Source organism: Agrobacterium sp. Azo12 (assembly GCF_029193765.2).
GTDB lineage: Bacteria > Pseudomonadota > Alphaproteobacteria > Rhizobiales > Rhizobiaceae > Agrobacterium.
The window spans coordinates 82,729-105,909 of the sequence record NZ_JARFYO020000004.1; the positions used below are offsets into that span (position 1 = coordinate 82,729).

At 55.1% G+C, this 23,181-nt stretch carries 24 protein-coding genes and 2 tRNA genes; 16 read left to right on the forward strand and 10 right to left on the reverse strand.

Features of this window, described 5'->3' with window-relative positions; all coding sequences use genetic code 11:
* Positions 1-8: 8 nt before the first annotated feature.
* Both rpsA and cmk read right to left on the reverse strand, forming a co-directional pair.
* The gene (gene rpsA, locus PYL13_RS26515; protein ID WP_192491482.1) at positions 9-1,709 is read right to left on the reverse strand and encodes a 30S ribosomal protein S1; all 1,701 of its coding nucleotides are present in this window, start codon (positions 1,707-1,709) and stop codon (positions 9-11) included.
* 164 nt (positions 1,710-1,873) lie between these two features.
* Entirely contained in the window at positions 1,874-2,509 is a 636-nt protein-coding gene (gene cmk, locus PYL13_RS26520; RefSeq protein WP_259149419.1) for a (d)CMP kinase, read from the reverse strand.
* Between the two features lie 226 nt (positions 2,510-2,735).
* Here cmk and PYL13_RS26525 point away from each other — a divergent pair, with 226 nt between their 5' ends.
* Together PYL13_RS26525 and PYL13_RS26530 are read left to right on the forward strand one after the other, a co-directional pair.
* A complete protein-coding gene (locus PYL13_RS26525) occupies positions 2,736-3,119 on the forward strand; it encodes a TIGR02300 family protein (protein ID WP_250985577.1) in 384 nt (127 codons plus the stop codon).
* Positions 3,120-3,270: 151 nt separating this feature from the next.
* Positions 3,271-3,346, forward strand: a tRNA-Ala gene (locus tag PYL13_RS26530).
* Between the two features lie 224 nt (positions 3,347-3,570).
* On the opposite strand, the gene PYL13_RS26535 is transcribed toward PYL13_RS26530, so the two are convergent.
* Positions 3,571-4,158: a hypothetical protein gene (locus tag PYL13_RS26535; protein ID WP_275643720.1), complete on the reverse strand. Its 588-nt coding sequence runs from the start codon at positions 4,156-4,158 to the stop codon at positions 3,571-3,573.
* Between the two features lie 163 nt (positions 4,159-4,321).
* Here PYL13_RS26535 and PYL13_RS26540 point away from each other — a divergent pair.
* A tRNA-Ala gene (locus PYL13_RS26540) sits at positions 4,322-4,394 on the forward strand.
* A 42-nt stretch (positions 4,395-4,436) separates the two neighbouring features.
* Here PYL13_RS26540 and PYL13_RS26545 read toward each other — a convergent pair.
* Positions 4,437-4,565 (reverse strand): hypothetical protein, encoded by a 129-nt coding sequence (locus PYL13_RS26545; RefSeq protein ID WP_275643719.1) that lies wholly within the window; start codon positions 4,563-4,565, stop codon positions 4,437-4,439.
* 272 nt (positions 4,566-4,837) lie between these two features.
* Between PYL13_RS26545 and PYL13_RS26550 the strand changes: the two genes are divergently transcribed.
* Complete coding sequence (locus PYL13_RS26550) at positions 4,838-5,452, forward strand: biliverdin-producing heme oxygenase (RefSeq protein WP_275643718.1); 615 nt, start codon at positions 4,838-4,840, stop codon at positions 5,450-5,452.
* Between the two features lie 63 nt (positions 5,453-5,515).
* Here the strand turns inward: PYL13_RS26550 and PYL13_RS26555 are convergent, their stop codons facing one another.
* Together PYL13_RS26555 and PYL13_RS26560 are read right to left on the reverse strand one after the other, a co-directional pair.
* Complete coding sequence (locus PYL13_RS26555) at positions 5,516-5,965, reverse strand: HIT family protein (RefSeq protein ID WP_250985579.1); 450 nt, start codon at positions 5,963-5,965, stop codon at positions 5,516-5,518.
* Positions 5,962-6,546, reverse strand: a complete 585-nt coding sequence (locus PYL13_RS26560) for a GNAT family N-acetyltransferase (protein WP_275643717.1) — start codon at positions 6,544-6,546, stop codon at positions 5,962-5,964. Before PYL13_RS26560 ends, PYL13_RS26555 begins: the two co-directional genes overlap by 4 nt.
* 359 nt (positions 6,547-6,905) lie before the next feature.
* Here PYL13_RS26560 and rutA point away from each other — a divergent pair, with 359 nt between their 5' ends.
* The 6 genes from rutA to PYL13_RS26590 all read left to right on the forward strand — a co-directional run bounded on the left by rutA (position 6,906) and on the right by PYL13_RS26590 (position 11,199).
* The gene (gene rutA / locus PYL13_RS26565; RefSeq protein WP_275643716.1) at positions 6,906-7,997 is read left to right on the forward strand and encodes a pyrimidine utilization protein A; all 1,092 of its coding nucleotides are present in this window, start codon (positions 6,906-6,908) and stop codon (positions 7,995-7,997) included.
* Positions 7,994-8,734, forward strand: a complete 741-nt coding sequence (rutB, locus tag PYL13_RS26570) for a pyrimidine utilization protein B (RefSeq protein WP_275643715.1) — start codon at positions 7,994-7,996, stop codon at positions 8,732-8,734. Before rutA ends, rutB begins: the two co-directional genes overlap by 4 nt.
* A gap of 35 nt (positions 8,735-8,769) precedes the next feature.
* Positions 8,770-9,159 (forward strand): pyrimidine utilization protein C, encoded by a 390-nt coding sequence (rutC, locus tag PYL13_RS26575; protein WP_250985583.1) that lies wholly within the window; start codon positions 8,770-8,772, stop codon positions 9,157-9,159.
* Between the two features lie 5 nt (positions 9,160-9,164).
* Entirely contained in the window at positions 9,165-9,986 is an 822-nt protein-coding gene (rutD, locus tag PYL13_RS26580; RefSeq protein WP_275643714.1) for a pyrimidine utilization protein D, read from the forward strand.
* Positions 9,970-10,560: a malonic semialdehyde reductase gene (locus tag PYL13_RS26585; RefSeq protein ID WP_259149406.1), complete on the forward strand. Its 591-nt coding sequence runs from the start codon at positions 9,970-9,972 to the stop codon at positions 10,558-10,560. The genes rutD and PYL13_RS26585 overlap by 17 nt, the downstream gene beginning before the upstream one ends.
* A 114-nt stretch (positions 10,561-10,674) precedes the next feature.
* Positions 10,675-11,199, forward strand: a complete 525-nt coding sequence (locus PYL13_RS26590; RefSeq protein WP_259149398.1) for a flavin reductase — start codon at positions 10,675-10,677, stop codon at positions 11,197-11,199.
* A gap of 11 nt (positions 11,200-11,210) precedes the next feature.
* On the opposite strand, the gene PYL13_RS26595 is transcribed toward PYL13_RS26590, so the two are convergent.
* Entirely contained in the window at positions 11,211-11,663 is a 453-nt protein-coding gene (locus tag PYL13_RS26595) for an Lrp/AsnC family transcriptional regulator (RefSeq protein WP_250985587.1), read from the reverse strand.
* A 121-nt stretch (positions 11,664-11,784) separates the two neighbouring features.
* Here PYL13_RS26595 and PYL13_RS26600 point away from each other — a divergent pair, with 121 nt between their 5' ends.
* Entirely contained in the window at positions 11,785-12,780 is a 996-nt protein-coding gene (locus tag PYL13_RS26600) for a nucleoside recognition domain-containing protein (protein WP_275643713.1), read from the forward strand.
* Between the two features lie 103 nt (positions 12,781-12,883).
* On the opposite strand, the gene PYL13_RS26605 is transcribed toward PYL13_RS26600, so the two are convergent.
* Positions 12,884-14,770 carry an MFS transporter gene (locus tag PYL13_RS26605; protein ID WP_275643712.1) on the reverse strand — a complete coding sequence of 629 codons (1,887 nt, stop codon included), beginning with the start codon at positions 14,768-14,770 and terminating at the stop codon, positions 12,884-12,886.
* Positions 14,771-15,269: 499 nt separating this feature from the next.
* Between PYL13_RS26605 and PYL13_RS26610 the strand changes: the two genes are divergently transcribed.
* Both PYL13_RS26610 and PYL13_RS26615 read left to right on the forward strand, forming a co-directional pair.
* The gene (locus PYL13_RS26610; protein WP_275643711.1) at positions 15,270-16,304 is read left to right on the forward strand and encodes an aspartate-semialdehyde dehydrogenase; all 1,035 of its coding nucleotides are present in this window, start codon (positions 15,270-15,272) and stop codon (positions 16,302-16,304) included.
* A 196-nt stretch (positions 16,305-16,500) separates the two neighbouring features.
* Positions 16,501-17,316, forward strand: coding sequence for a lytic murein transglycosylase (locus PYL13_RS26615; RefSeq protein WP_275643710.1), 816 nt, complete (start codon positions 16,501-16,503; stop codon positions 17,314-17,316).
* 26 nt (positions 17,317-17,342) lie between these two features.
* Here the strand turns inward: PYL13_RS26615 and PYL13_RS26620 are convergent, their stop codons facing one another.
* Positions 17,343-17,984, reverse strand: coding sequence for a carbonic anhydrase (locus tag PYL13_RS26620; protein WP_192491465.1), 642 nt, complete (start codon positions 17,982-17,984; stop codon positions 17,343-17,345).
* 161 nt (positions 17,985-18,145) lie between these two features.
* Positions 18,146-19,021 (reverse strand): pyridoxal kinase PdxY, encoded by an 876-nt coding sequence (pdxY, locus tag PYL13_RS26625; RefSeq protein ID WP_275643709.1) that lies wholly within the window; start codon positions 19,019-19,021, stop codon positions 18,146-18,148.
* A gap of 213 nt (positions 19,022-19,234) precedes the next feature.
* Between pdxY and PYL13_RS26630 the strand changes: the two genes are divergently transcribed.
* The 3 genes from PYL13_RS26630 (at position 19,235) to PYL13_RS26640 (ending at position 23,079) form a co-directional block, all read left to right on the forward strand.
* Positions 19,235-20,668, forward strand: a complete 1,434-nt coding sequence (locus PYL13_RS26630) for a M20 family metallopeptidase (protein WP_275643708.1) — start codon at positions 19,235-19,237, stop codon at positions 20,666-20,668.
* A 96-nt stretch (positions 20,669-20,764) separates the two neighbouring features.
* On the forward strand, positions 20,765-22,225 hold the full coding sequence (locus PYL13_RS26635) for a phospholipase D-like domain-containing protein (protein ID WP_250985592.1): 1,461 nt from the start codon (positions 20,765-20,767) through the stop codon (positions 22,223-22,225).
* Between the two features lie 71 nt (positions 22,226-22,296).
* Positions 22,297-23,079, forward strand: a complete 783-nt coding sequence (locus tag PYL13_RS26640; RefSeq protein ID WP_259149508.1) for an endonuclease/exonuclease/phosphatase family protein — start codon at positions 22,297-22,299, stop codon at positions 23,077-23,079.
* Positions 23,080-23,181: the final 102 nt, after the last annotated feature.

Genomic DNA, 23,181 nt, shown 5'->3' on the forward strand with positions numbered 1-23,181 from the left:
CGTAACGATTACTCGCTGCGGTTCTTCAGAGCTGCGCCGAGGATGTCGCCGAGCGAAGCGCCGCTGTCGGACGAACCGAACTGTGCAACAGCTTCCTTCTCTTCTGCGATTTCCAGAGCCTTGATCGAAAGCATGACCTTGCGGTCTTTCTTCGAGAAGTTGACGACGCGAGCGTCGACAGTCTGGCCAACCGAGAAACGCTCAGGGCGCTGATCGTCACGGTCGCGAGCAAGGTCAGCACGGCGGATGAAGGAAGTCAGGTCTTCGTGGTTGACCAGCTTCACTTCGATGCCACCTTCGTTAACGGCAGTGATTTCAGCCGAAACGACAGCGTTCTTGCGCAGGTCGCCGGACGAAGCAGCTTCGCCAACAGCGTCCTTGCCGAGCTGCTTGATGCCGAGCGAAATACGCTCCTTCTCGACGTCTACATCCAGAACGACAGCCTTTACGACATCGCCCTTGTTGTATTCTTCGATAACCTGTTCGCCTGGACGGTTCCAGTCGAGGTCAGACAGGTGCACCATGCCATCAACGTCGCCTTCGAGGCCGATGAACAGGCCGAATTCGGTCTTGTTCTTGACTTCGCCTTCGACTTCAGTGCCGGCTGGGTGGTTGTAGGCAAATGCCTGCCATGGGTTCTCGAGGGTCTGCTTGAGACCGAGCGAGATACGGCGCTTGGACGGATCAACTTCGAGAACGACAACGTCAACTTCCTGGCTTGTGGACAGGATCTTGCCGGGGTGTACGTTCTTCTTGGTCCAGGACATTTCGGAAATGTGGATCAGGCCTTCGATGCCTGGCTCCAGCTCAACAAATGCACCGTAGTCGGTGATGTTGGTGACGGTACCGGAGATCTTCTTCCCAACTGGGTACTTGGCGGAGATGCCATCCCATGGATCCGACTCGAGCTGCTTCATGCCGAGCGAGATACGGTGGGTTTCCTGGTTGATACGGATGATCTGAACCTTGACCTGCTGGCCAATGTTGAGGATTTCCGAAGGATGATTGACGCGGCGCCATGCCATGTCGGTGACGTGCAGCAGGCCGTCGATGCCGCCGAGGTCAACGAACGCACCGTAATCGGTGATGTTCTTGACGACGCCGTCAACAACCTGGCCTTCTTCGAGGTTCTGAACGATTTCAGAACGCTGCTCAGCGCGGGACTCTTCGAGAACCGTACGACGCGATACAACGATGTTGCCACGGCGCTTGTCCATCTTGAGGATTTCGAACGGCTGTGGGTTGTGCATCAGTGGAGTAACGTCGCGGATCGGACGAATGTCGACCTGCGAACGTGGAAGGAAGGCAACAGCGCCGTCCAGATCGACGGTGAAACCACCCTTGACCTGGTTGAAGATAACGCCTTCGACGCGTTCGCCAGCTTCGAACTTGGCTTCGAGCTTGACCCAGCTCTCTTCGCGGCGAGCCTTCTCGCGCGACAGAACTGCTTCGCCCAGAGCGTTTTCGATGCGCTCAACGTAAACTTCGACTTCGTCGCCGACCTTGAGCGAGCCGTCCTTGGACTTGGCGCCGAATTCCTTCAGCGGTACGCGGCCTTCAACCTTGAGGCCGACGTCAACGATTGCAACGTCCTTTTCGATGGCCGTTACGATACCCTTGGCAACATAGCCTTCGGCGAGATCGTTGGAAGCGAAGGATTCTTCGAGGAGGGCTGCGAAATCCTCCCGCGTGGGGTTTGCTACTGACATGAAATCTCCTGAATGTGCCCCGTTAAGGACACAAGAGCGCCGGTGTTGGTGTTGATCACACCCGAAAATCACATCCGCCTTCAAAGAAGGCTATTCGGCGCGGGGACGCGTTTCGGGTCATTACCGTGAAATGAGAAACCGGATGATCCGGTTCCGCCGTCACGTCAATTCTTTTGCAAGGCTGCGTCTATGATGGTTTTCGCGGCCTTAAACGCGGCTTCTATACTCATTTCTGTCGTATCAAGCAAGTGCGCGTCTTCAGCTGGTTTCAAAGGGCTGTCGGCACGGCCCATGTCGCGTTCGTCGCGCTTTTTCACATCGTCAAAAATGGCGTCGTAATCTGCTGCCGTGCCATTGGCCAAAATTTCGTCGTAACGACGTTTTGCCCTAACCTCTGCCGATGCTGTCACATAAATCTTCACCGGTGCGGCGGGGCAGACAACGGTGCCGATGTCGCGACCATCCAGCACGGTTCCCGGCTGCTTTGTCGCAAACTTGCGCTGTGCCTCAACCAGCGCACGGCGCACGGCTGGCATAACGGCAACTTTGGATGCAGCCTCGCCAATTTCGTGGCGCGACAACACCGAGCGATCAAGACCCATAAGGTCCAGCTCGAGAGCGACCTTTTCCGCGACTGCTTCATCATCCAGCGGCAGGTTGGCATCGAGCAGGGCCTTAGCAGTGGCACGGTAAGTAAGGCCAGTATCGAGATGATGGAACCCGTATGTTTCGGCAATGCGGCGCGAAAGAGTGCCCTTGCCGGCTGCGGCCGGTCCGTCGATGGCAATGGTAAAGGTCATGCTGCAGTTATCCTGATGGCATTTTGTCTGTTGAGGGGGCGATATCATAAAGAAGGCTTGCATTCATCCCGTTCGTGCCGAAAACTTGTCGATGATGCGGTAATTGAAGTTTATCTTTGACAGGCAACACTGCAACGATTATGGGGACCGGCTAGAAATTTTATCGTCTACTGCCGGAACCACGGCGTACAGACCGAACTCATTCAAAAAAATTGAGGCTTTGACAGTGGCAAAAGCGGAACTTGGAACCAAGCGCGTAGACCCGGATACCGGCAAGAAGTTCTACGACCTCAACCGTGACCCGATCGTTTCTCCTTACACCGGCAAGTCCTGGCCGCTGTCCTACTTCGAGGAAAGCACAGCAGCAGCCAAGCTGGAGCAGGCAGAAGAAGAGGATGTGGCAGAAGTCGATACCGAAAACACGGAAGTCGAACTTGTGTCGCTGGAAGATGCTGATGGCGACAACAGCGGCGATGACATTCCAGATATCGGTGACGATGACGTCGAGTTGGACGACGACGACGACACATTCCTCGAAGCCGACGAAGATGATGACGATGACGATATGTCCGGTATCATTGGTGTGACTGGCGACGACGAAGAAGTCTGATCCTGTTGATAAATCACCCGATGACAGAAAAATGTCATCGGGTGAATTTTTTGGCTTGCCATCTTCCAACAGCGGAAGTAATAAGCCGCCACCGAACGGAAACAAACCGCTTCGGTTTCCCGGAACCGGATGAAAAACCGGAACCCTTGATGGGGCTATAGCTCAGCTGGGAGAGCGCTTGCATGGCATGCAAGAGGTCAGCGGTTCGATCCCGCTTAGCTCCACCAAATCTTCCCAGTGAAATGCAAGCATTACAAACTTAACTGCTTTTGTGGATTCTCGAACTATGAATCGGGAAGTGCGGCGTAGCAATTTCGGGTTTATGCCCCTAGTCATAACGACTGGGGTGCGGTGCAGTCTGGTATATCATCACCGCCTAGGCAGCGCATTGACACGTGCCAGTCATCTACAAATTCCGTGAGGGGGCTGAAACCGCCAGCGCTTAGTCGAACTAGAGTTCGAAAGGGTCATCCGAGGCTTTGACTTGCGGGTCACCAGCGAAGGGGTCTTCTTCTTTTTGTTTTTGGTTCTTTTTGGTGATGAGTTGACTGGTTACGTCCTGACAGGCAAGCATCTCATTTATTGCCTTAGAAGAGCCCCGCAACCTCAATGAGGTAATCTCCTTGCCTGCGTAATAGGCGCTAACCCCGAGCTTCCTGCTAAACTCCTGGGCAAAATTTGTGTTCTGAGTGTTGATGTGCAAATGGCGAATCGTGTCGATCTCTATCACCGAGGCGGTCGCTTCCCATGGGGATTCCTTGTCGAATTGAATTCGGATCGGGTAATCCTTTCCAACCTCCAGAGATTTCCATTTCGCGTTGCCAAGTGAAAAATAGAGCCTGCCCGTATTGCCTAAAAAGTTAAACCCCAGTCGGAGAATTGTACCGTCTTCGTAACTGGTAGAGACGTAACAGGCATTACCCATGGAGGGGTCCATGCGGATCGTCCAATTCCCGACGTCTTTCCAAAGGATGGTTTCGGATCGAGCGGGCAAAGCCGCCATACAGACGATCATTACAGCGGAGAGAGCAGTTCTCATGAGACCACCAGCGCGATTGTGTCAGGGTGCCTTATTTGCTCATGGGCTGAGATAACTGTCGAGTCGGTTCGATAAATTCCGACAACTAGGGTAAACATCTCGAGTGATGTTTACCCGGATCCGTTGCAATGAAAGCGTTTTTGGGTGGTGGATGATGGGCAGTGAAACTGGAGGTAGGCATGACCTCTTGCATGGCATGCAAGAGGTCAGCGGTTCGATCCCGCTTAGCTCCACCAAACATTCCCAGATAAATTTCAAAATTTCCTACCTAAACAGAATCAATGCGCGATCGTGTACAGCATGATGCCAAGCGGCATGGCTGTGATGACGATGGCGGCCAGCATTTTTGTGCAGATTCGAAGTGCAAGATTTTTGCGGGCTTTCCGCGTGTCCCATTCGTACGTCACAAGCGTCCTCCCTTATATTTTATTGGTGTGACGGCATGCTGTCTTCTGCGAGACCCAATCTAGCTTTGGTCCCCCGACCGGGTCTCGCAAGGCCACATAGGCGGTGTGACCGGGCGGGAATGTGCGATTTGCAATGTGAATGCAGGATGAACGCCAAAAACGGGTGAGAAACCTCTCTGCAACCCGATGCGGGTTTGCCTTTTACTCTAAATGGAGTAATAGGCTCATGATTTATTGCGTCGCGGAACACGCTTATTTGAGAGGGGCACCTTATGGACATCACGCAGGCAGCTGCCGCTGGGCAGGAAAAAGAAGCAAGCCGCACCAAGCGCATGAAGGCTGCGACCCGTGAAGCGCATGAGGTCCTCGACAAGTTCATTACCGGTGCAGCACCTTTTGCCAGCCGCGAAAATTTCGGCAAGTTTGTGCAGACGCAGTATCTTTTCCACCGCGATCTGGATGCATTTTTCTACAATGAAAAGCTGGATGGCATGTTGCCGGACCTGTTGGGTCGCCGCCGTCTTGACTTTATCAGGCAGGATCTAGCCGATCTTGGGCTTGACGTTCCTGCGCCATCTGCTGAGCCACGTTTCGTCAAGGGTGGTGCATTTGATCTGCCGGAAGCCATGGGTTGGCTTTATGTGGTCGAGGGTTCCAATCTCGGCGCCGCCTTCCTTTTGAAGGATGCTGCCAAACTTGGCCTGAACGAAGAATTCGGCGCGCGCCATCTGGCCGGTGCGCCAGAGGGTCGTGGTCTGCATTGGCGTACATTCACCGCAGCGCTCGATGAGATCGCGCTGACCGAGGAAGAAGAAGAGCGCGCAGTTGCTGCAGCGTCGGATGCATTCCGCGCCGTGCATGCTTATGCTGTTGAAAAGCTCGGCTGATTTGGACTGAAGAATTCTGATGTTTGAAAGGGCGGGATTTCCCGCCCTTTTGCTATCTGGGTCTCAGGCCGGCTGATATTTCTGTTTCAGATAGGCCCGCAGCTTGTCCTTGAGGTCCTTATATTCATCGCTGGATGATTTGGGGGAATCGCTCCAGGAGTATCCCATGCAGGCCGGCCGCTGACGTTTGCCATCGGCTTCTGTCGCATAGCGTGGCATAATATGGGCGTGCAGGGCAGGTTCACTATTGCCCCATATTTCGTAATTGACGCGGTCGCAGCCAGTCACCGCGAGTAATGCGTCGCCGACCATAGCCATGTCATGAAGGAATTCCATCCGCTGTCTGGTGTCGAGTGCGTTGAGGCTGGGCACAACTGGGTCGGCCAGCAGTAGACAATATCCGGGAAGTGGCTGCACATCGCCAATAACCAGCCAGCCGGAAGGCAGGCGGGAAATAACAAACGGGTTTGTACCGGCGCGCGCCATGGCGACCCGTTCTTCGATGAGGTTCATGGGTTACTTCTCATGTCTTGGGCGTATGAGGCCTGCCATTCGGATTTCAGCATGGCGTAGATGAACTCATCACCCCAGGTGTCGTTGAACCGGTCATTCTGGATGAGGTGCGCTTCCTTGCGCATATTCAGCAGTTCAACGACGCCAATCGATCCATGATTGAGTGTATCTAGTCGGGCAAAAATGCGGTGATAGCCGAGCTGGTCAAATCCCAGATCAATGATCGCGCGCACAGCCTCCGTTGCATATCCCTTACCGGCAAAGGCGGGGTTGAAGATGTAGCCGACTTCCGCCTGCAGGGCAGCCTTGCTGGCAATTTTCAAAATAACTTCACCGATCAGTGCGCCGTCCTGGGACCGCGTCACCGCCAGACGCAGTGTGTCACCATCATTTGCAAAAGGTGCTGACAGCACTGCCTCAAACTGGGCTTTCAGCGCTTCTGCCGCAGGTGGTGCGGTGTAAAGAAAGCGATAGACATCGGCGCGTGTGTGATAGGCGCTGTAGGCGGCCAGATCATCTCTGGCAAATTGTCGCAATGTCAGGCGTTCGGTACGGATGGGCGGATGGGGTGTGTCGTTCATTGATACTCGCATGCAACATAAATGTCAGACGCTATCTGGGTACCGCGAATGAAGCAAACAAGTGCAGGTCCTGCAGGTGCGTTGTTGAGTCTCGCATCACCAGCTTTCAAGCGCCGGATTTCTACGCTCATTGAGTAGCGGCGGGCTGATTTCCGACAGGTGCCTAAATAATGATCTCGGGCGATTTATTGGGCGAAAATATTTTATCAAATGATAAAAATTTTATCTTCTGATAAAAACTCTAAAATACCAACTGTCCAAATTATTGAAATATATTGATTTTATAATCTGGCACGGAACCTGCTTCTCTTTTGTCAAGAATTCTCGCCCTTGAGGCATTGGCACAGGAGAGTGTTGACATGGAAATCGGCGTTTTCATTCCTATCGGTAACAATGGCTGGCTGCTGTCTGAAAATGCGCCGCAGTACAAACCGACTTTTGAACTGAACAAAGAAATTACGCTCAAGGCCGAAAAATATGGCCTCGATTTCGTGCTGTCGATGATCAAGCTGCGCGGCTTTGGCGGCAAGACGGAATTCTGGGATCACAATCTGGAATCCTTCACGCTGATGTCCGGTCTTGCGGCAGTCACAACCAAGATCAAACTGTTTGCGACGGCGGCAACGCTGGTCATGCCACCGGCGATCGTGGCACGCATGGCCTCGACCATCGACAGCATCTCCAATGGCCGTTTTGGTCTCAATCTGGTTACGGGTTGGCAGCGTCCGGAATATTCCCAGATGGGCATGTGGCCGGGCGATGAATATTTCTCCAAACGGTATGACTATCTTGGCGAATACGCCACCGTGCTGCGTGAGTTGTGGGAACATGGCCAGAGTGACTTCAAGGGCGACTACTTCAAGATGGAGGATTGCCGTCTCAGCCCGCGTCCGCAGGCTGACATGAAGGTCATCTGTGCCGGTTCATCCAATGCCGGCATGGAATTTTCCGCCAAATATGCTGATTACAATTTCTGCTTTGGTGTTGGCGTCAACACGCCAACCGCTTTTGCACCTGCCGCGGAACGTTTGATAGAAGCGACCGCCAAGACTGGCCGTGATGTCTCGTCCTTTGTGCTGTTCATGGTGATTGCCGATGAAACGGATGAGGCGGCTCGCGCCAAGTGGGAACATTATAAGGCCGGTGCTGATCAGGAGGCCATTTCCTGGCTCGGTCTGCAGGGGGCTGCCGACACCAAATCCGGCTCCGACACTAATATCCGCCAGATGGCCGACCCGGTCTCTGCCGTGAATATCAACATGGGCACGCTGGTCGGGTCCTATGAGACGGTGGCCAGGATGCTGGATGAAGTTCCAACGGTTCCGGGGACCGGCGGCGTGTTGCTGACCTTCGATGACTTTGTGAAGGGCGTTGAAGATTTTGGCACCAAAATCCAGCCGCTGATGAAATGCCGCCAGCACATCAAGCCTGCACTGGAGGCTGCAGAATGAGCGAGCCCGTTGTTGCAGGATATGTTGCCCCAAAAAGCCGCACACAAAGTGTAACGCTGCCGGCGCGACCAGAGCCGATCACACTCAAACCATCGGAAACGGCTGTCGTGGTGGTGGACATGCAAAATGCCTATTCCACCGAAGGCGGTTATGTCGATCTGGCTGGTTTTGATATTTCCGGTGCCAAATCCACCATTGCCAATATTGGCAAAACGCTGGATGCGGCGCGGGCTGCCGGGGTGCAGGTGATCTATTTCCAGAATGGCTGGGACAAGGACTATGTCGAGGCGGGTGGCCCGGGTTCTCCCAACTGGCACAAGTCCAATGCCCTAAAAACCATGCGGGCGCGGCCGGATCTGCAGGGCAAGTTACTGGCCAAAGGCACCTGGGACTACGCTATTGTCGATGAGCTGCAACCCCAGCCGGGCGACATCCTTGTGCCAAAGACCCGTTACAGCGGGTTCTTCAACACCAATATGGACAGCGTGCTGCGGGCGAGTGGCATTCGCAATCTGGTCTTTGTGGGAATTGCCACCAATGTTTGTGTTGAATCGTCGCTACGAGACGCATTCCACCTCGAATATTTCGGGGTGATGCTGGAAGACGCCACCCATCATCTCGGCCCTGACTTCATTCAGCAGGCCACGGTCTACAACATCGAGAAGTTTTTCGGCTGGGTCGCGACGGTCAATGATTTTTGCGCCGTCATTTCGCAGGCTGCACCGGAAAACGCCTGAACGTCGTCATCACCCGTTCCAAGAGGAGAATTGAAATGCCGAAATCGATTATTGTCCCGGAAGGCACCCAGAAGCCGATTGCTCCCTATTCACCCGGCACCCTTGCTGATGGCGTTGTTTATGTGTCCGGCACCCTGCCTTTCGACAAGAACAACGATGTTGTGCATGTGGGCGATGCCGGCGCGCAGACGCGCCATGTGTTGGAAACCATCAAATCGGTAATTGAGACTGCCGGTGGCACCATGGACGATGTGACGATGAACCATATTTTCATCACCGACTGGGCAAATTATCAGGCCGTCAACAAGGTCTATGCCGAATATTTCCCGGGTGACAAACCGGCCCGCTATTGCATTCAGTGCGGCCTGGTCAAACCGGATGCGCTGGTGGAAATTGCAACCGTTGCCCATATTGGTGGGAAATAGGCCAGATGTATTTCGAGGTTCACGGCCAACAGGGCGTCGATGTCGAAACGATCCTCCTGTCTTCAGGACTGGGGGGATCGGGAAGCTATTGGGCACCACAGATAGCTGATCTTGCCGAACATTTCCGCGTTGTGACCTATGATCATCGTGGAACTGGTCGCACCGGCGGAGAGGTGCCTGAACAGGGCGGTATTTCCGCCATGGTCGACGATGTGCTGCAGATTGCCGATGCATTGAAGCTGACGCGGTTTCATTTCATGGGGCATGCGCTGGGCGGTCTTATTGGACTTGAGCTGGCACTGCGCCAGCCTGACATGCTTGGCAAACTGCTGCTGATCAATGCGTGGAGCAAAGCGGATCCGCATTCGGGCCGGTGTTTCGATACGCGCATTTCGCTTCTGGAAAATTCCGGTGTCGAGGCGTTTGTGAAAGCGCAGCCGCTGTTTCTCTATCCTGCCGTGTGGATGAGTGAACATTCCGAGCGAATGGCTGCAGATGAAGCGCACGGCATCGCCCATTTTCAGGGCAAGACCAATGTGTTGCGACGCATTGCGGCACTGCGGGCATTCGATATCGATGACCGTCTTGGTGCGATCGACACTGAGACCTGGGTGACTGCGACAAAAGATGATCTGCTTGTGCCCTACACGCGCTCTATAAGGCTGGCCGATGGCTTGCCCAACGCCAAGCTTTTGCTTGCCGACTTCGGTGCCCATGCGGTCAACATCACTGAAGCGACACGCTTCAATAAGGATATGCTGGCTTTCCTGTTGCAGGAAAAAGCAGCAATCAAAACGGAAACGGAACGTCATGACATTGCCACTTGATAGCAACGCGCTGGCTGCGCTGTTTACAGAAGCACGGACCCATAATGGCTGGAGCGATCAGCCCGTGACCGATGCGGAACTGCAGAAAATTTACGAACTGACCCGCATGGGGCCAACATCGGCCAATTGCTCGCCAGCGCGCTTTGTGTTCGTGCGCTCGGCTGAGGCCAAGGAAAAACTGCGTCCGGCCTTGTCTTCGGGCAATCTGGAAAAGACCATGGCAGCACCGGTCACGGTGATCGCCGCAATCGATGCGCAGTTCTTTGAGAAACTGCCGGAACTCTTCCCACATGCGGATGCCAAGTCCTGGTTTACCTCAAGCCCTGCCGTTGCAGAGGAAACCGCGTTCCGCAATGGAACCTTGCAGGCAGGTTATCTCATCTTGGCGGCGCGTAGTCTGGGACTGGATACGGGGCCGATGTCCGGTTTCGACAAGGCAAAGGTCGATGAGGCATTTTTTGCCGGGACCAGCTGGAAATCCAACTTCTTGATCAATCTCGGCCACGGTGATCCTTCGAAATTGTTCGGCCGATTGCCGCGCCTGTCTTTTGAAGAGGCATGCGTGCTGGCGTGACGTGATTGCGCCATGCGCTTGTTCCGACGGTACTGGCGCAGCGATTTTCAAAATTGAAATCAGGTCCTTTGAAATACGATTTCGGGCCTGTTGTTGTGAAAGCAGGATGAACCGATGCAGGCACAAATTCTGACCGTGACCACGCAGGATACAACACCATCTTCGGCTGAGCACAGTTTGGCATTTCGTAATGCCATGTCGCATCTGGCCGCAGCGGTTAATATCGTGACAACAGACGGGGAAGGTGGCATGGCTGGCTTTGCCGCAACAGCGGTATGTAGTGTCTCAGACAATCCACCAACCATGCTGGTCTGCATCAACCGGGCCTCGTCCGCCCATCCATCGGTTATCAAAAACCGCGTCGTCTGCATCAACACGCTGACGTCGGAGCACCAGACCCTCAGTGCATTGTTTGGCGGAAAGACACCGATGGTGGAACGTTTCGCAGCCGGTGTCTGGTCACGGCTTGAAACTGGTTCACCGGCGCTTGACGGTGCCATGGTGTCGCTGGATTGCGTGGTGCGTGACATTCATGATGGTGGCACCCACGACATATTGATCTGCGATGTGCAATGCATTCGCCATAACGGGCAGGGTGAAGCGCTGCTCTATTTCAACCGCAGTTACCGGACGCTGTAACCCAGCGTCCTTTAAAGACGGATGGCGGTTTCTTCTTTTGCCGTGCGGATGACGACCATAGTGAAGAACCTTGCGACATTGGTTTGATCCCGAAACAGCCGCTCACAGAGTGCATCGAACTCTTCCATGTCGCGCAGTCGCAACATCAGCACGACATCCGCTTCACCGGTGACGGCATAGGCCTGTGTCACGGCGGCCTCAGCAGATGCAAGATCCAGAAACCGGCGCATATGCTGTTCGCCATGCAGTTTCAGCTCAACCGTCACCCATGCCTTGATGCCACGCCCGGCTTTCGAGGGATTGAGGATCGCCACGATGCGATCAATGATCCCCGATTTGTGGAGCCGCTGCACCCGCCGCAGGCAACTGGACGGCGAAAGACCCACCTCGTCGGCCATTTCGACATTGGTGCGTGATGCATCGCGTTGCATGAGGTTGAGTAGTTTCTGATCGATCTTGTCCATGCTGGCAACATAAGGCTCATGAAATTGGATTTGCAATAAGATTGCACGAAGCTGCAATCTTTGACCAAAAATTCGAATGGGCCTGCGGTAGCAGATCAGGGCACAGTCAAAGGAGCCTCTGATGCAGCCACTGCTATCAACCTTCATGCTAAAAACGCGCGATACCATCGATATTTATTGGGTGCTTGTCCGGATTACCGTTCCCATCGCCCTTCTGACGGAGCTTCTGTCGCGCATGGGAGTGATCGAGGCGGTCGCGCCGGCCTTTTCCCCTGTGATGAGCCTGGTTGGCCTGCCCAATGAACTTGGTCTGGCATGGCTGACGGCAATGCTGGTCGGGATCTGGGGCGCGGTGCCGCTTATTTTTGCGCTTGTGCCGGTCTCGTCGCTGACTGTTGCGGATATCACTGTCTTTTCGGCACTGATCCTGTTTGCGCACGGTCTACCTATCGAGCAGAAGATTATCCAGAAGGCTGGTCCTGGCATGGTTGTCACCACCGTGCTGCGTGTTGCAGGCGGTCTGCTCTACGCCTTTCTTCTGCATCATGTTTTGCAGGCCATGGACTGGTTGTCGGCGCCGGTTAATCCGGCCTGGATCCCGCTCAGCGTCACGCCGCAGTGGAGCGAATATTTCTGGAGCCTTGGCGAAACCATGGTCTTGATGTTCGTTATCCTTTTTGCGCTGTTCTGGGCGCTTGAACTGCTGAAAGTGACGGGGGTGATGGCATGGATGATGAAAGCCCTTGAGCCGGTGTTGCGGCTTGCCGGTATCCGAGGCGAGGCGGGCCATCTGACGGCTGTCGGACTATTCCTTGGAATTTCCTATGGTGCCGGCCTGCTGATCCGCGAGGCTCGTTCGGGAACGGTATCTCCGCGTCAAATTTTTTTGTCCTGCGTCTTCATGGGATTTGCGCATAGCGTGATCGAGGATACGCTGATCATGATTTCGCTTGGCGCTGACGTCTACGGCATTCTTGTCGGGCGCGTGGTGTTTGCTGTGGTTGTAACGGCGATGATTGCGGCGGTGCTTCGTCGCCTGTCGGATGAACAGTTTTTTGCGCAGATGTTCAGGATGCAAGGCGGTGAGGTGCAAAGCCAATCGCTGCCAACACAATGAATTGCCGCTCAAAGGCTGTGTGCCCGATGGTGTGTTGAACATAAAGGCAGATATAAAAAACCCGGCGTCTTGCGCCGGGTTTTCTTTTGGTCGTGCAAGGTGATCAATCCATTGCGTGGATATCGCGGTCCTTGGTTTCAGGCAGGAACAGCAGGCCGATGACCAGCGTGATCCCTGCAAAGATGATCGGGTACCAGAGGCCATAATAGATATCGCCCTTGGCCGCGCTCATCGCGAAAGCCGTTGCCGGAAGCAGACCCCCAAACCAACCGTTACCAATATGGTATGGCAGCGACATGCCGGTGTAACGAATGCGGGTCGGGAACAGTTCGACCAGCAAAGCGGCAATCGGGCCGTAGACCATGGTCACATAGATCACCAGAACCGTCAGTACAGCGATGATGACTGTCCAGTTCACCGCGGCCGGATCGGACACCATGGTGAAGCCACCACCACCGGCAATGGTGTAAACCGCCATTTCCGATGCGCCGTTCAGTTCCGCCGTCGTTGCCAGCTTGTCAGCCACCAGCTTGTCGGCCGGGACCACGGCCTTTTCGCCAGCGCGAACCGCTTCTGCATTGAGATTGAGTTCCGGGTTGGCTGCAATGAAGGCATCCAGCTTGGCATCCGGCACCTTTGCAGGGCCGCGGACCAGCGGGTAACCACCATCGTGAAGGGCAATGTTGACCTGCTTCTGGAAGGTGTTGCTCAGTGCCGCTGCCTGATCGCCCGCTGCAACAGCGTCATAGCTGTTGATGGTGGCGCCACCGACGGCAACCGTTGCTGGAGTACCGGCCGGAGCTGTCATCACAACATCATAAGGTACGGAGTTGCGTGTCAGGAACGCCGTTGCGATATCACATGAGGTGGTGAATTTGGCAGTACCGGTTGGGTTGAACTGGAATTTGCAGTCGCCCGGTGCGGCAGTCACCGTTGCACGAACATCCTGCTGCGCCTGTGCCAATGCCGGGTTGCCGGCCCATGTCAGGGTTTTAAACAGCGGGAAATAAGTCAGCATCGCCAGCAGAAGGCCAGCCATGATGATCGGCTTGCGGCCGATCTTGTCGGACAGCCAACCGAACAGTACGAAGAAGCCGGTGCCGAGGATCAGCGCGCAGGCGACCATGATGTTCGCCGATTGCCCATCAACCTTCAAAATGCTCTGAAGGAAGAATAGCGCGTAGAACTGGCCTGTGTACCAGACCACAGCCTGACCGATAACTGCACCGATCAGCGCCAGAATGGCAATCTTGGCGTTCTTCCACTGACCAAAAGCTTCCGTCAACGGTGCCTTGGACTGCTTGCCTTCGTCCTTCATTTTTTTAAAGGCGGGGGATTCGTTCATTTTCATACGAATCCAGACCGAAACACCCAGAAGTGCGACGGACAGAAGGAACGGAATGCGCCAGCCCCAGGCAGCAAAGGCTTCCTTGCCAACGGCAAACTGCACGCCAAGAATGACGACCAACGACAGGAACAGACCAAGCGTCGCTGTTGTCTGGATCCATGAGGTGAAGTAACCGCGACGTCCGTTAGGAGCGTGTTCGGCCACATAGGTGGCAGCACCGCCGTATTCACCGCCCAGTGCCAGGCCTTGCAGCATGCGCAGGATGATCAGGATGATTGGAGCGGCGATACCGATGGTGTCCGCACCCGGCAGAACACCAACGAGGAACGTGGAAACGCCCATGATGAGGATGGTGACGAGGAAGGTGTATTTACGACCGACCAGATCGCCGAGGCGGCCAAACACCAGCGCGCCGAACGGGCGAACGAGGAAGCCAGCGGCAAAGGCAAGAAGCGCGAAGATATTGCGCGTCGTTTCCGGATACTGGCTGAAGAAGGTCGCGCCGATATAGATGGCCAGCGAACCGTAAAGGTAGAAGTCGTACCACTCAAAAACTGTTCCGAGGGAAGAGGCGAAAATCACCTTCTTCTCCTCTCCCGTCATTGGACGGGACGAGCCGCTTACGGCTGCTGCGTTTGCCATTTTCTGTCCTCCACAGATGTAAAATGGTCGCATCGCGTGAACCCAACTCTCCTCCGGGTTGCCTGAAAAGGCACGATGCACCAGTGAATAGATTGACAGAAAATTAACGAGAGGAAGAGCGATGCTTTCGCATTATGACTTTAGTCTAATTTGCTTGTGCAAAAGTGCCGCAGCTTTTGCCTGATGACAGGCGTTTCGCGACCAGTTTTCAGCCGATACAGCCTTGACAGAACCGCTAAACCATCTAATAGCTTGCCTCGAAAGGGAGAGCGACCTTGCATTTGAATGTCTGTGACATTGCTGCATGCAACAGACCGGCTGATGAAGCCGGGGCTTTACCACGCTTTTCTTATTCTATCCGAATTATGGCCAAAACGACGATTAAAACCGTCTAACGTCTCTGGCCACCGCTCTCTCCCCGGTTTGGCTGGGGAACAGGAAATCGCAGCAATGCGGTTCCCCCTCACCAAAAAGAGGAGAGAAGAAAGAGAGCTTGATTATGGGTTTCAAAGTTGCAATCGCAGGCGCCACCGGTAATGTAGGTCGCGAGATGCTCAATATCCTCGCAGAACGAGGGTTTCCAGCAGATGAAGTTGTGGCGCTGGCCTCGGCACGCAGCCAGGGTACCGAAGTTTCCTACGGTGACCGTACGCTGAAGGTTTCCAAACTCGAAAACTACGATTTCTCCGACACCGATATCTGCCTGATGTCGGCGGGTGGCGATATTTCCAAGAAGTGGTCTCCGAAGATCGGCGCACAGGGTTGCGTTGTCATCGATAACTCTTCCGCATGGCGCTATGATCAGGAAGTTCCGTTGATCGTGCCGGAAGTAAACCCGGATGCCATCAATACTTTTGGTAAGAAGAACATCATCGCCAACCCGAATTGCTCGACAGCGCAGCTCGTTGTCGCGCTGAAGCCGCTGCATGACTTTGCCAAGATCAAGCGTGTTGTCGTGTCCACTTATCAGTCCGTTTCAGGCGCTGGCAAGGAAGGCATGGACGAACTGTTCACGCAGACCCGCGCAGTGTTCGTGGCTGACCCGGTCGAGAACAAGAAGTTCACCAAGCGTATCGCCTTCAACGTGATCCCGCACATCGACGTGTTCATGGAAGACGGTTACACGAAGGAAGAGTGGAAGGTTCTTGCTGAAACCAAGAAGATGCTTGATCCAAAGATCAAGGTCACTTGCACGGCTGTTCGCGTTCCTGTGTTCATCGGTCACTCGGAATCCGTCAACATCGAATTCGAAAACGAGATCACTGCCGATCAGGCTCGTGACATCCTGCGCGAAGCGCCAGGTTGCCTCGTCATCGACAAGCATGAAGACGGCGGCTACATCACGCCGGTCGAGAGTGCTGGTGAAGATGCGACCTACATCTCGCGTATCCGTGAAGACGCAACGGTTGAAAACGGCCTGAACATCTGGGTTGTTTCCGACAACCTGCGGAAGGGTGCAGCCCTTAACGCAATCCAGATTGCCGAGCTTCTGGTCAACCGTGGCCTTATCAAGCCACGCAAAGCTGCTGCTTGATACTTTTTCGTAAGAAACGTTGAATATAACCCGCCTGTTCAGTTAAGAAGAGGCGGGTTTTAAATTAGCCGCATCACGGCCAGTTTATTTGCCGCTTCTTCCATGAGCAGGCATTTTACAATTTATACGCGGCAACAAGGCCGTGCGCTGTCAGGGGCGAAGTTCCCCTGAAGTAACAATCGAGGACGAATTTCTGATGCGGGCAATGAAGGTACTTTCCCTTGGTGTGGCGATGTTTGCCGGTTTGGTGGCTGCGCCTGTAATGGCTGCGCAATGTGGCAATACGTCTGCTGGTTTTTCGCAGTGGGTTGATGCCTTCAAGAGTGAAGCCGCTGCCAAGGGTGTCAGCAAGTCGGTTCTTGACCGCGCTTTTGCCAATGTGACCTACAATACCGCTACCATTCGCGCCGACCGTGGCCAACACAGCTTCAAGCTGTCCTTCGACCAGTTCATGCAGAAACGTGGTGGCGCAATGATCATTTCCCGTGGCAAGACCATGAAGCGCAACAATGCCGCGCTATTTGCGCAGCTGGAGAAGACTTATGGCGTTCCTGCTGGCCCGCTGATTGCAATCTGGGGCATGGAAACCGGTTTTGGCAGCTTCATGGGCAACCAGCACACGCTGTCTGCTGTTGCGACCCTGTCTTATGACTGCCGTCGTTCTGAATATTTCACAGAGCAGCTTTATGCGGCTCTGCAGCTCGTCGGCAAGGGCTCACTGTCGACCAGCGCTAAGGGTGCAGCACACGGCGAAATTGGCCAGACGCAGTTCTTGCCGCTGAACGTGGTTCGTTACGGCGTTGATGCTGACCGTGACGGTCGCGTTGATCTGGTTGGCTCGCGCGCCGATGCACTTGCCTCGACGGCAAACTTCCTCAAGGGTCACGGTTGGGTTCGTGGTGCCGGTTATCAGCCCGGTCAGCCGAGCTATGCCGCCATTCAGGGCTGGAATGCTGCAAGCGTTTACCAGCAGGCGATTGCCCATATTGGTCAGGCGATCGACGGCCAGTAAGTCTGGCCGTCACCACTTCAATTCAATCACACATCCGGGCGGCGAAAGTCGCCCGTTTTGCTGTCCATGATCCACAGTTCACCGGTCGAGATGTCGAACCATGCGCCGTGAATTTTCGTTTTGCCAGCTTCGACCTGGGTTTTCAGGAACGGGAAGGTCATGAGGTTGTTGATGGAGTTTCGGATCGAGACGCGCTCAAGTGCGGTCTGGCGCTCGCCAGCCGTCATGATGTCGTTGCTCTGGATTTGCTCGGCAGCGGGTTTCACAAGGCCCATCCAGCGGCCGATGAAGTCGCCGGGCGACAAGGGCGCCAGATTGGGGTCGAGAGCTGCCTGGATGCCGCCGCAGCGGCCGTGGCCCATCACAACAATGTCCTTCACCTTCAAGACCTGAACGGCATATTCGATCGCCGAGGATGTGCCGTGGTACTGGCCGTCGGGCTCAAATGGCGGAACCATGTTAGCGACGTTGCGCATCACGAACAGTTCTCCCGGACCGCAATCGAAAATCGTTTCGGGCGCAGCGCGGGAGTCGCAACAGGCGATAAAGAGTGTTTGAGGTTTTTGACCGGTTTCAGCCAGGGCGCGATAACGTTCGCTTTCATCCTTGTAGCGACCGCTCATGAAGTTTCTGTAGCCAGACAGAAGAGATGGGGGGAAATTCTGCATGGGTTCGAATTATCCTTCCTTTGACTGAATATCAATCAGTTGGTGAGGTCTGTCCCGAAGCAGCAAGGGACAGGCCCGATTGCGGAAAATGCGCATGATTTTGTATTTTCGCATTTTCTGAATGAGCTCGATCTACACCTTTTTGGCAGATCGAGTAGCTGTTATTTTTGTTTCGCCCGGCTGGGATGCATCAGGTGGCGCATCTGTACCATGGCCATTGGCGTAGAAAGACTTGAGGCGTCGGTTTCCAGCGTCAGCTCATTCATGCCACGTTTCATGGTGCGTGCCAGTATTTCAAAAACGCTGGCCGTTGCCAGTTGCAGGGCCTTCTCATCGCTCATGCCTTGCAGCACCCGCGCCAGAAACAGTGCGCCCAGCAAATCGCCCAGGCCGTTTGGCACATTGTCGATCGAACGGTGTTCAGCCAGCAAGGCGGCTTTACCGCTGAGGAACAGATTGCCGATACCGCCTGCCATCATCGGCACTGCCGAAGTAACCAGCATGCGTGCAGGACCAAGCGCCAGAGCCGCATCCATGATGGTGGCATTGGTTTCAAGGTCTGCACCACTCATCCACGCAAGTTCATAACGGTTTGGTGTGGCAATCGAGGCAAGTGGAATAAGCTCGTCCAGAATGGCCTGCGCGGTTTCCAGCGGCACATAAAGCCCGCCCTTGTCGCCCATGACAGGGTCGCAGGCGTAAATCAGGTCGGGGTTCTTTTCCCGCAGGGTCTTTATCAGCCGTGCAACGGCTCTCACCTGCGCAGCGCTGCCGAAATAGCCCGTTAGTACAGCTTTGACTTCACCGGTCCATGGCGCATTGGCCAGATCGTCCATCGCCTTTTCAAAATCCGCGTCGGGAAAACGCAACCGGGTGGAGGGTCCCTGACCGGGATGCCATGGCATGACAATGGTGGGAACGGACCATACGGGAAAGCCCAGTGTTTCAAGGGCAAATGCCGCCGCGCGGTTGCCGACGGAACCGCGCATGACCTGGCTGGATATGGCGATGACGCTGCCGTTTACGGTTTCAGACATGACACTCACATTCCAATCGAAGCCCGGGAGCGGCGATGGTGCGCCACTTCTGTCAGGCTTTAGCATTCATTGCCGCCTCTCATGGCATAGCAATTTATTATATTCCACCGTTGTTTACGCATGGCTGGCCTGAAGCGACACTTTTCATTTTACCATGAAAAGCTATGGTCACGCCCAGCACCTATTCCGGGACTGTCACGAAAGTATTTCAGCATGACAAAGCAAGATTCCAACCGTCCACGCATCTGGCAGATTGTGGAGGATAAAAAGCAGGACTTCATAGAGCTTAGCGACACCGTATGGGGAACACCCGAGACCTGTTACATGGAGACGGCATCGGCCGCCGCACACCGCAGCATGCTGGAAAAACAGGGCTTCAACGTCATGGCCGATCTGGCGGGTATTCCAACCGCCCTGATGGGCGAAGCGGGAAAAGGTGGCCCGGTCATTGCGTTTCTGGGTGAATATGATGCGCTGGCCGGTTTGAGCCAGAAGGCGGGCGCCACCAACCACGATCCTGAAACCGAAGGTGCCAATGGCCATGGTTGCGGCCACAATTTGCTTGGATCGGCGTCCTTGCTGGCGGCGACTGCGTTGAAGGACTGGCTGGCGGAAACAGGTATTGCTGGCCGCGTGCGTTACTATGGTTGCCCGGCAGAAGAAGGTGGCGCGGCAAAGGCCTTTATGGTGCGGGCCGGTGTGTTTGATGATGTCGATGTTGCCATCTGCTGGCATCCCAGTGATTTCGCGGGGGTCCAGCGCAGCACGACACTGGCCAATTCCCGTGTCGACTTTACCTTCAAGGGGCGTGCTGCACATGCCGGCGCAAACCCGCATCTGGGACGCAGCGCGCTTGATGCGGTGGAACTGATGAATGTCGGGGTCAATTATCTGCGCGAACATATGCCGTCTGATTGCCGCATCCATTACGCAGTGCTGGATACGGGCGGCATTTCCCCCAATGTGGTGCAAGCACGCGCCAAGGTGCGCTATGTGGTGCGTGCGCCAGAACTCGACGGTATGCTGTCGCTGATCGAGCGTGTCAAAAATGTTGCCAAAGGCGCAACGCTGATGACGGAAACCTCGGTCGAGAGCCGAGTGATCAGTGCCGTTTCCAATCTTTTGCCCAACACGCCACTAATGGATGTCATGCAGGATATATGGGAGCAGTTGGGCGTGCCTGAGTTTGATGAGCAGGACCGTGCCTTTGCCACGGAAATCCGCAAGGCGCTGTCACCCGACGATATCGCGGCGACCTGGCGCGCATTCAGCTTGCCGGAGCGGGATATTCCGTTGACGGATTTTGTCGTGCCTTCGCATGATCGCGCGACATTGAGCACCGGCTCGACTGATGTAGGTGATGTCAGCTGGGTAGTACCAACCGTGCAGGCGGATGGTCCAACCTGCGCCATCGGCACACAGTTCCACACCTGGCAACTTGTCGCGCAGGGCAAGAGCCCGGCGGCCCACAAGGGCATGGTGGCAGTGGCCAAGGTCATGGCGGCTACAGGTCTGGCTGCGCTGGAAAGTGAACAGTTGCGTGAGGCTGCACGGGCTGATCTGGTCAGGCGCCGTAAAGGGAAGCCCTATATCAGCCCACTGCCGGAAGGGTCTGAGCCGCCCATTCGCGAAATGTCATCGCGCTAAAATGCCCTGAAAGACGGGCGACGGATTTCCGGCGATAGTACAGCCTTTGATTGCGGCACGCATTGCGTGCCGCAACAACCGTATTATATTCAATGAATGCTCGATCTGTTCGTGACCTATTGGCCGCATATTCTTGCCGTTCTTTCCGTGGTCCTGGGAACGATCGCTGCCGTCCACGCCACGATGACCAAAGAAGAGGTTCGCTCCGCCGTCGGCTGGGTCGGTGTGATCGTGCTGTCACCTATCGTTGGTGCGGTCATCTATTTTATTGTCGGCATCAACCGCATAAGGCGCAGCTCCATCATTCAGCACCGCTCCCTGGTGCAGGGCGGTATAATGGACCGCGTTGTGCAATATGACGTCGATGGCGAGACTGTCACCCGGCTGTTTGGACGTCGTTTTGCGGCAATGAAGACGCTGGCCGACCGCGTGACCCGCCATGCGATGACGTCCGGCAACAGCATAACGCCGCTGGAAACTGGTGACGCGGCCTACAAGGCGATGCTGGATGCCATCCATGCGGCGCAACGCAGCGTCATTCTGGAAACCTATATTTTCGACCATGACCGTATTGGCCTGCGGTTTGTCGAGGCGCTCTCACAGGCAAAAAAACGCGGTGTTGAGGTGCGGGTGCTGGTGGATGCCGTGGGTGCCCGTTATTCCGTGCCAAGTATCGTCGGTCATCTGCAGCGAGAAGGTGTTACCACTGACGTGTTCAACGGTCAGGTGGTGATGGGATTGAGGCTGCCCTATGCCAATCTGCGCACGCACCGCAAGATCCTGGTTGTCGACGGGCAGTTCTGTTTTACCGGCGGCATGAACATACGAGAAGGTTTTACCGGAGAATTTGCCGGCAAGGATTTCGCGCTCGACACACATTTCAAGGTAACGGGACCAATCGTCGCCGACCTGTTTACCATTGCTGCCGAGGACTGGCGTTTTACCACCGACGAGCTTCTCGACGGCCCTGTGTGGGACATCGTGCTGCCGGATGCCGAACCGGGCTCTCCGTTGATGGCGCGTATTGCATCATCGGGTCCTGACAAGAGTATCGAAACCAGCCACAAGATGCTGATGGGGGCGTTCTCAGTCGCACGCTCCTCTATCCTGATCATGTCGCCCTATTTCCTGCCTGACCGTGAGTTGATCTCGTCGATCATCACGGCCGCGCGCCGCGGCGTGCAGGTGGATGTGATTGTGCCGGCCAGCAACAATCTCAAGCTGGTGGACCACGCCATGACGGCGCAGTTTGACCAGCTTTTGAGGAACTATTGCCGTATCTGGCGCGCCGAAGGTGCCTTCAACCACTCCAAGCTGATGGTGATTGACGACCGTTGGTCCTATGTCGGCTCTTCGAACCTTGACCCGCGCTCGCTGCGGTTGAATTTTGAGATCGATATCGAAGTGCTGGATGAAGCCTTCGCCCGCCAGATCGCTGAACGCATGGAGACGGCTCGCCAGAACGCAACCGCGGTCAGCCTTGATGCGTTACGTGCACGTCCGTTTCTGGTCCGCTTTACCGAGCGGGTTCTGTGGCTGGCCTCACCTTATCTGTAATTGCAGGAGAATGGCATTTCGTGAATCGTATCAGGGAAAAGACCAAGACGGAGAGCCTGCAAGCCGCACTAATGGCATCCATCAAAAATCGGCGACGCCGTCAGGAGCACGGCGTGTTGATGGACACGTCACAGCCGGTGATCGCCTCTTATAATGTTCATAAATGCGTTGGCCGGGACGGCCGTTTTGACCCTGAGCGAACCAGTCGCGTCATTCAGGAAATCGGAGCCGACATTATTGCCCTCCAAGAAGCCGATACCCGCTTCGGCGAACGACGTGGCCTGCTCGATCTGGCGAGGCTGGAGCGCGAAAATGGCTTGGTCGCCGTGCCCATTGCACCGGCAGGCAAGGCGCATGGCTGGCATGGTAACGTGCTGCTGTTCAAGGAAGGCAAAATCCGGGATGTGCACACGGTAAAACTGCCCGGTCTTGAGCCACGCGGTGCGCTGGTCACTGAACTTGAATTGAAGCGTGGTGGCGCGCTACGGGTGATTGCTGCGCATTTCGGGCTTTTGCGGCATTCGAGAGCGCAACAGGCGAGGGCATTGCTGGAGCTTTTGGGCGAACGTGAGGGCCTGCCAACCATTCTGATGGGCGATCTTAATGAGTGGCGGCTTGGAAAGGGATCGTCACTCAATACATTTCGTGATGCATTTGGTTTTCTGCCGCCAGCGGTGCCGAGCTTTCCTTCCAACCTGCCGGTCTTGGCACTGGATCGAATCATCGCCAACCGCAAAGAATTAATTGGTTCGGTGACTGTGCATGATTCGGCGCTGGCACGCGTCGCCTCTGACCACCTGCCGCTGAAGGCGCATATTCAGTGGGACGGTGTTAAGGAAACTGACAAACCATAGGCCAGAAATGCAAAAACCGCCTTGCGGCGGTTTTGAGCATTTATCTCCTTTTGGGAGATTTGGAGCGGGCGAAGGGATTTGAACCCTCGACCCCAACCTTGG

Coding starts and splice junctions, on each gene's coding strand:
- rutD (WP_275643714.1), top strand. CDS start 9,165: ATGTATTTCGAGGTTCACGGCCAACAGGGCGTCGATGTCGAAACGATC.
- PYL13_RS26555 (WP_250985579.1), bottom strand. CDS start 5,965: ATGAACCTCATCGAAGAACGGGTCGCCATGGCGCGCGCCGGTACAAAC.
- PYL13_RS26595 (WP_250985587.1), bottom strand. CDS start 11,663: ATGGACAAGATCGATCAGAAACTACTCAACCTCATGCAACGCGATGCA.
- PYL13_RS26630 (WP_275643708.1), top strand. CDS start 19,235: ATGACAAAGCAAGATTCCAACCGTCCACGCATCTGGCAGATTGTGGAG.
- PYL13_RS26560 (WP_275643717.1), bottom strand. CDS start 6,546: ATGAACGACACACCCCATCCGCCCATCCGTACCGAACGCCTGACATTG.
- PYL13_RS26535 (WP_275643720.1), bottom strand. CDS start 4,158: ATGAGAACTGCTCTCTCCGCTGTAATGATCGTCTGTATGGCGGCTTTG.
- rutA (WP_275643716.1), top strand. CDS start 6,906: ATGGAAATCGGCGTTTTCATTCCTATCGGTAACAATGGCTGGCTGCTG.
- PYL13_RS26585 (WP_259149406.1), top strand. CDS start 9,970: ATGACATTGCCACTTGATAGCAACGCGCTGGCTGCGCTGTTTACAGAA.
- rpsA (WP_192491482.1), bottom strand. CDS start 1,709: ATGTCAGTAGCAAACCCCACGCGGGAGGATTTCGCAGCCCTCCTCGAA.
- rutC (WP_250985583.1), top strand. CDS start 8,770: ATGCCGAAATCGATTATTGTCCCGGAAGGCACCCAGAAGCCGATTGCT.
- PYL13_RS26590 (WP_259149398.1), top strand. CDS start 10,675: ATGCAGGCACAAATTCTGACCGTGACCACGCAGGATACAACACCATCT.
- PYL13_RS26550 (WP_275643718.1), top strand. CDS start 4,838: ATGGACATCACGCAGGCAGCTGCCGCTGGGCAGGAAAAAGAAGCAAGC.
- PYL13_RS26600 (WP_275643713.1), top strand. CDS start 11,785: ATGCAGCCACTGCTATCAACCTTCATGCTAAAAACGCGCGATACCATC.
- PYL13_RS26615 (WP_275643710.1), top strand. CDS start 16,501: ATGCGGGCAATGAAGGTACTTTCCCTTGGTGTGGCGATGTTTGCCGGT.
- PYL13_RS26605 (WP_275643712.1), bottom strand. CDS start 14,770: ATGGCAAACGCAGCAGCCGTAAGCGGCTCGTCCCGTCCAATGACGGGA.
- pdxY (WP_275643709.1), bottom strand. CDS start 19,021: ATGTCTGAAACCGTAAACGGCAGCGTCATCGCCATATCCAGCCAGGTC.
- rutB (WP_275643715.1), top strand. CDS start 7,994: ATGAGCGAGCCCGTTGTTGCAGGATATGTTGCCCCAAAAAGCCGCACA.
- PYL13_RS26640 (WP_259149508.1), top strand. CDS start 22,297: ATGGCATCCATCAAAAATCGGCGACGCCGTCAGGAGCACGGCGTGTTG.
- PYL13_RS26635 (WP_250985592.1), top strand. CDS start 20,765: ATGCTCGATCTGTTCGTGACCTATTGGCCGCATATTCTTGCCGTTCTT.
- cmk (WP_259149419.1), bottom strand. CDS start 2,509: ATGACCTTTACCATTGCCATCGACGGACCGGCCGCAGCCGGCAAGGGC.
- PYL13_RS26610 (WP_275643711.1), top strand. CDS start 15,270: ATGGGTTTCAAAGTTGCAATCGCAGGCGCCACCGGTAATGTAGGTCGC.
- PYL13_RS26620 (WP_192491465.1), bottom strand. CDS start 17,984: ATGCAGAATTTCCCCCCATCTCTTCTGTCTGGCTACAGAAACTTCATG.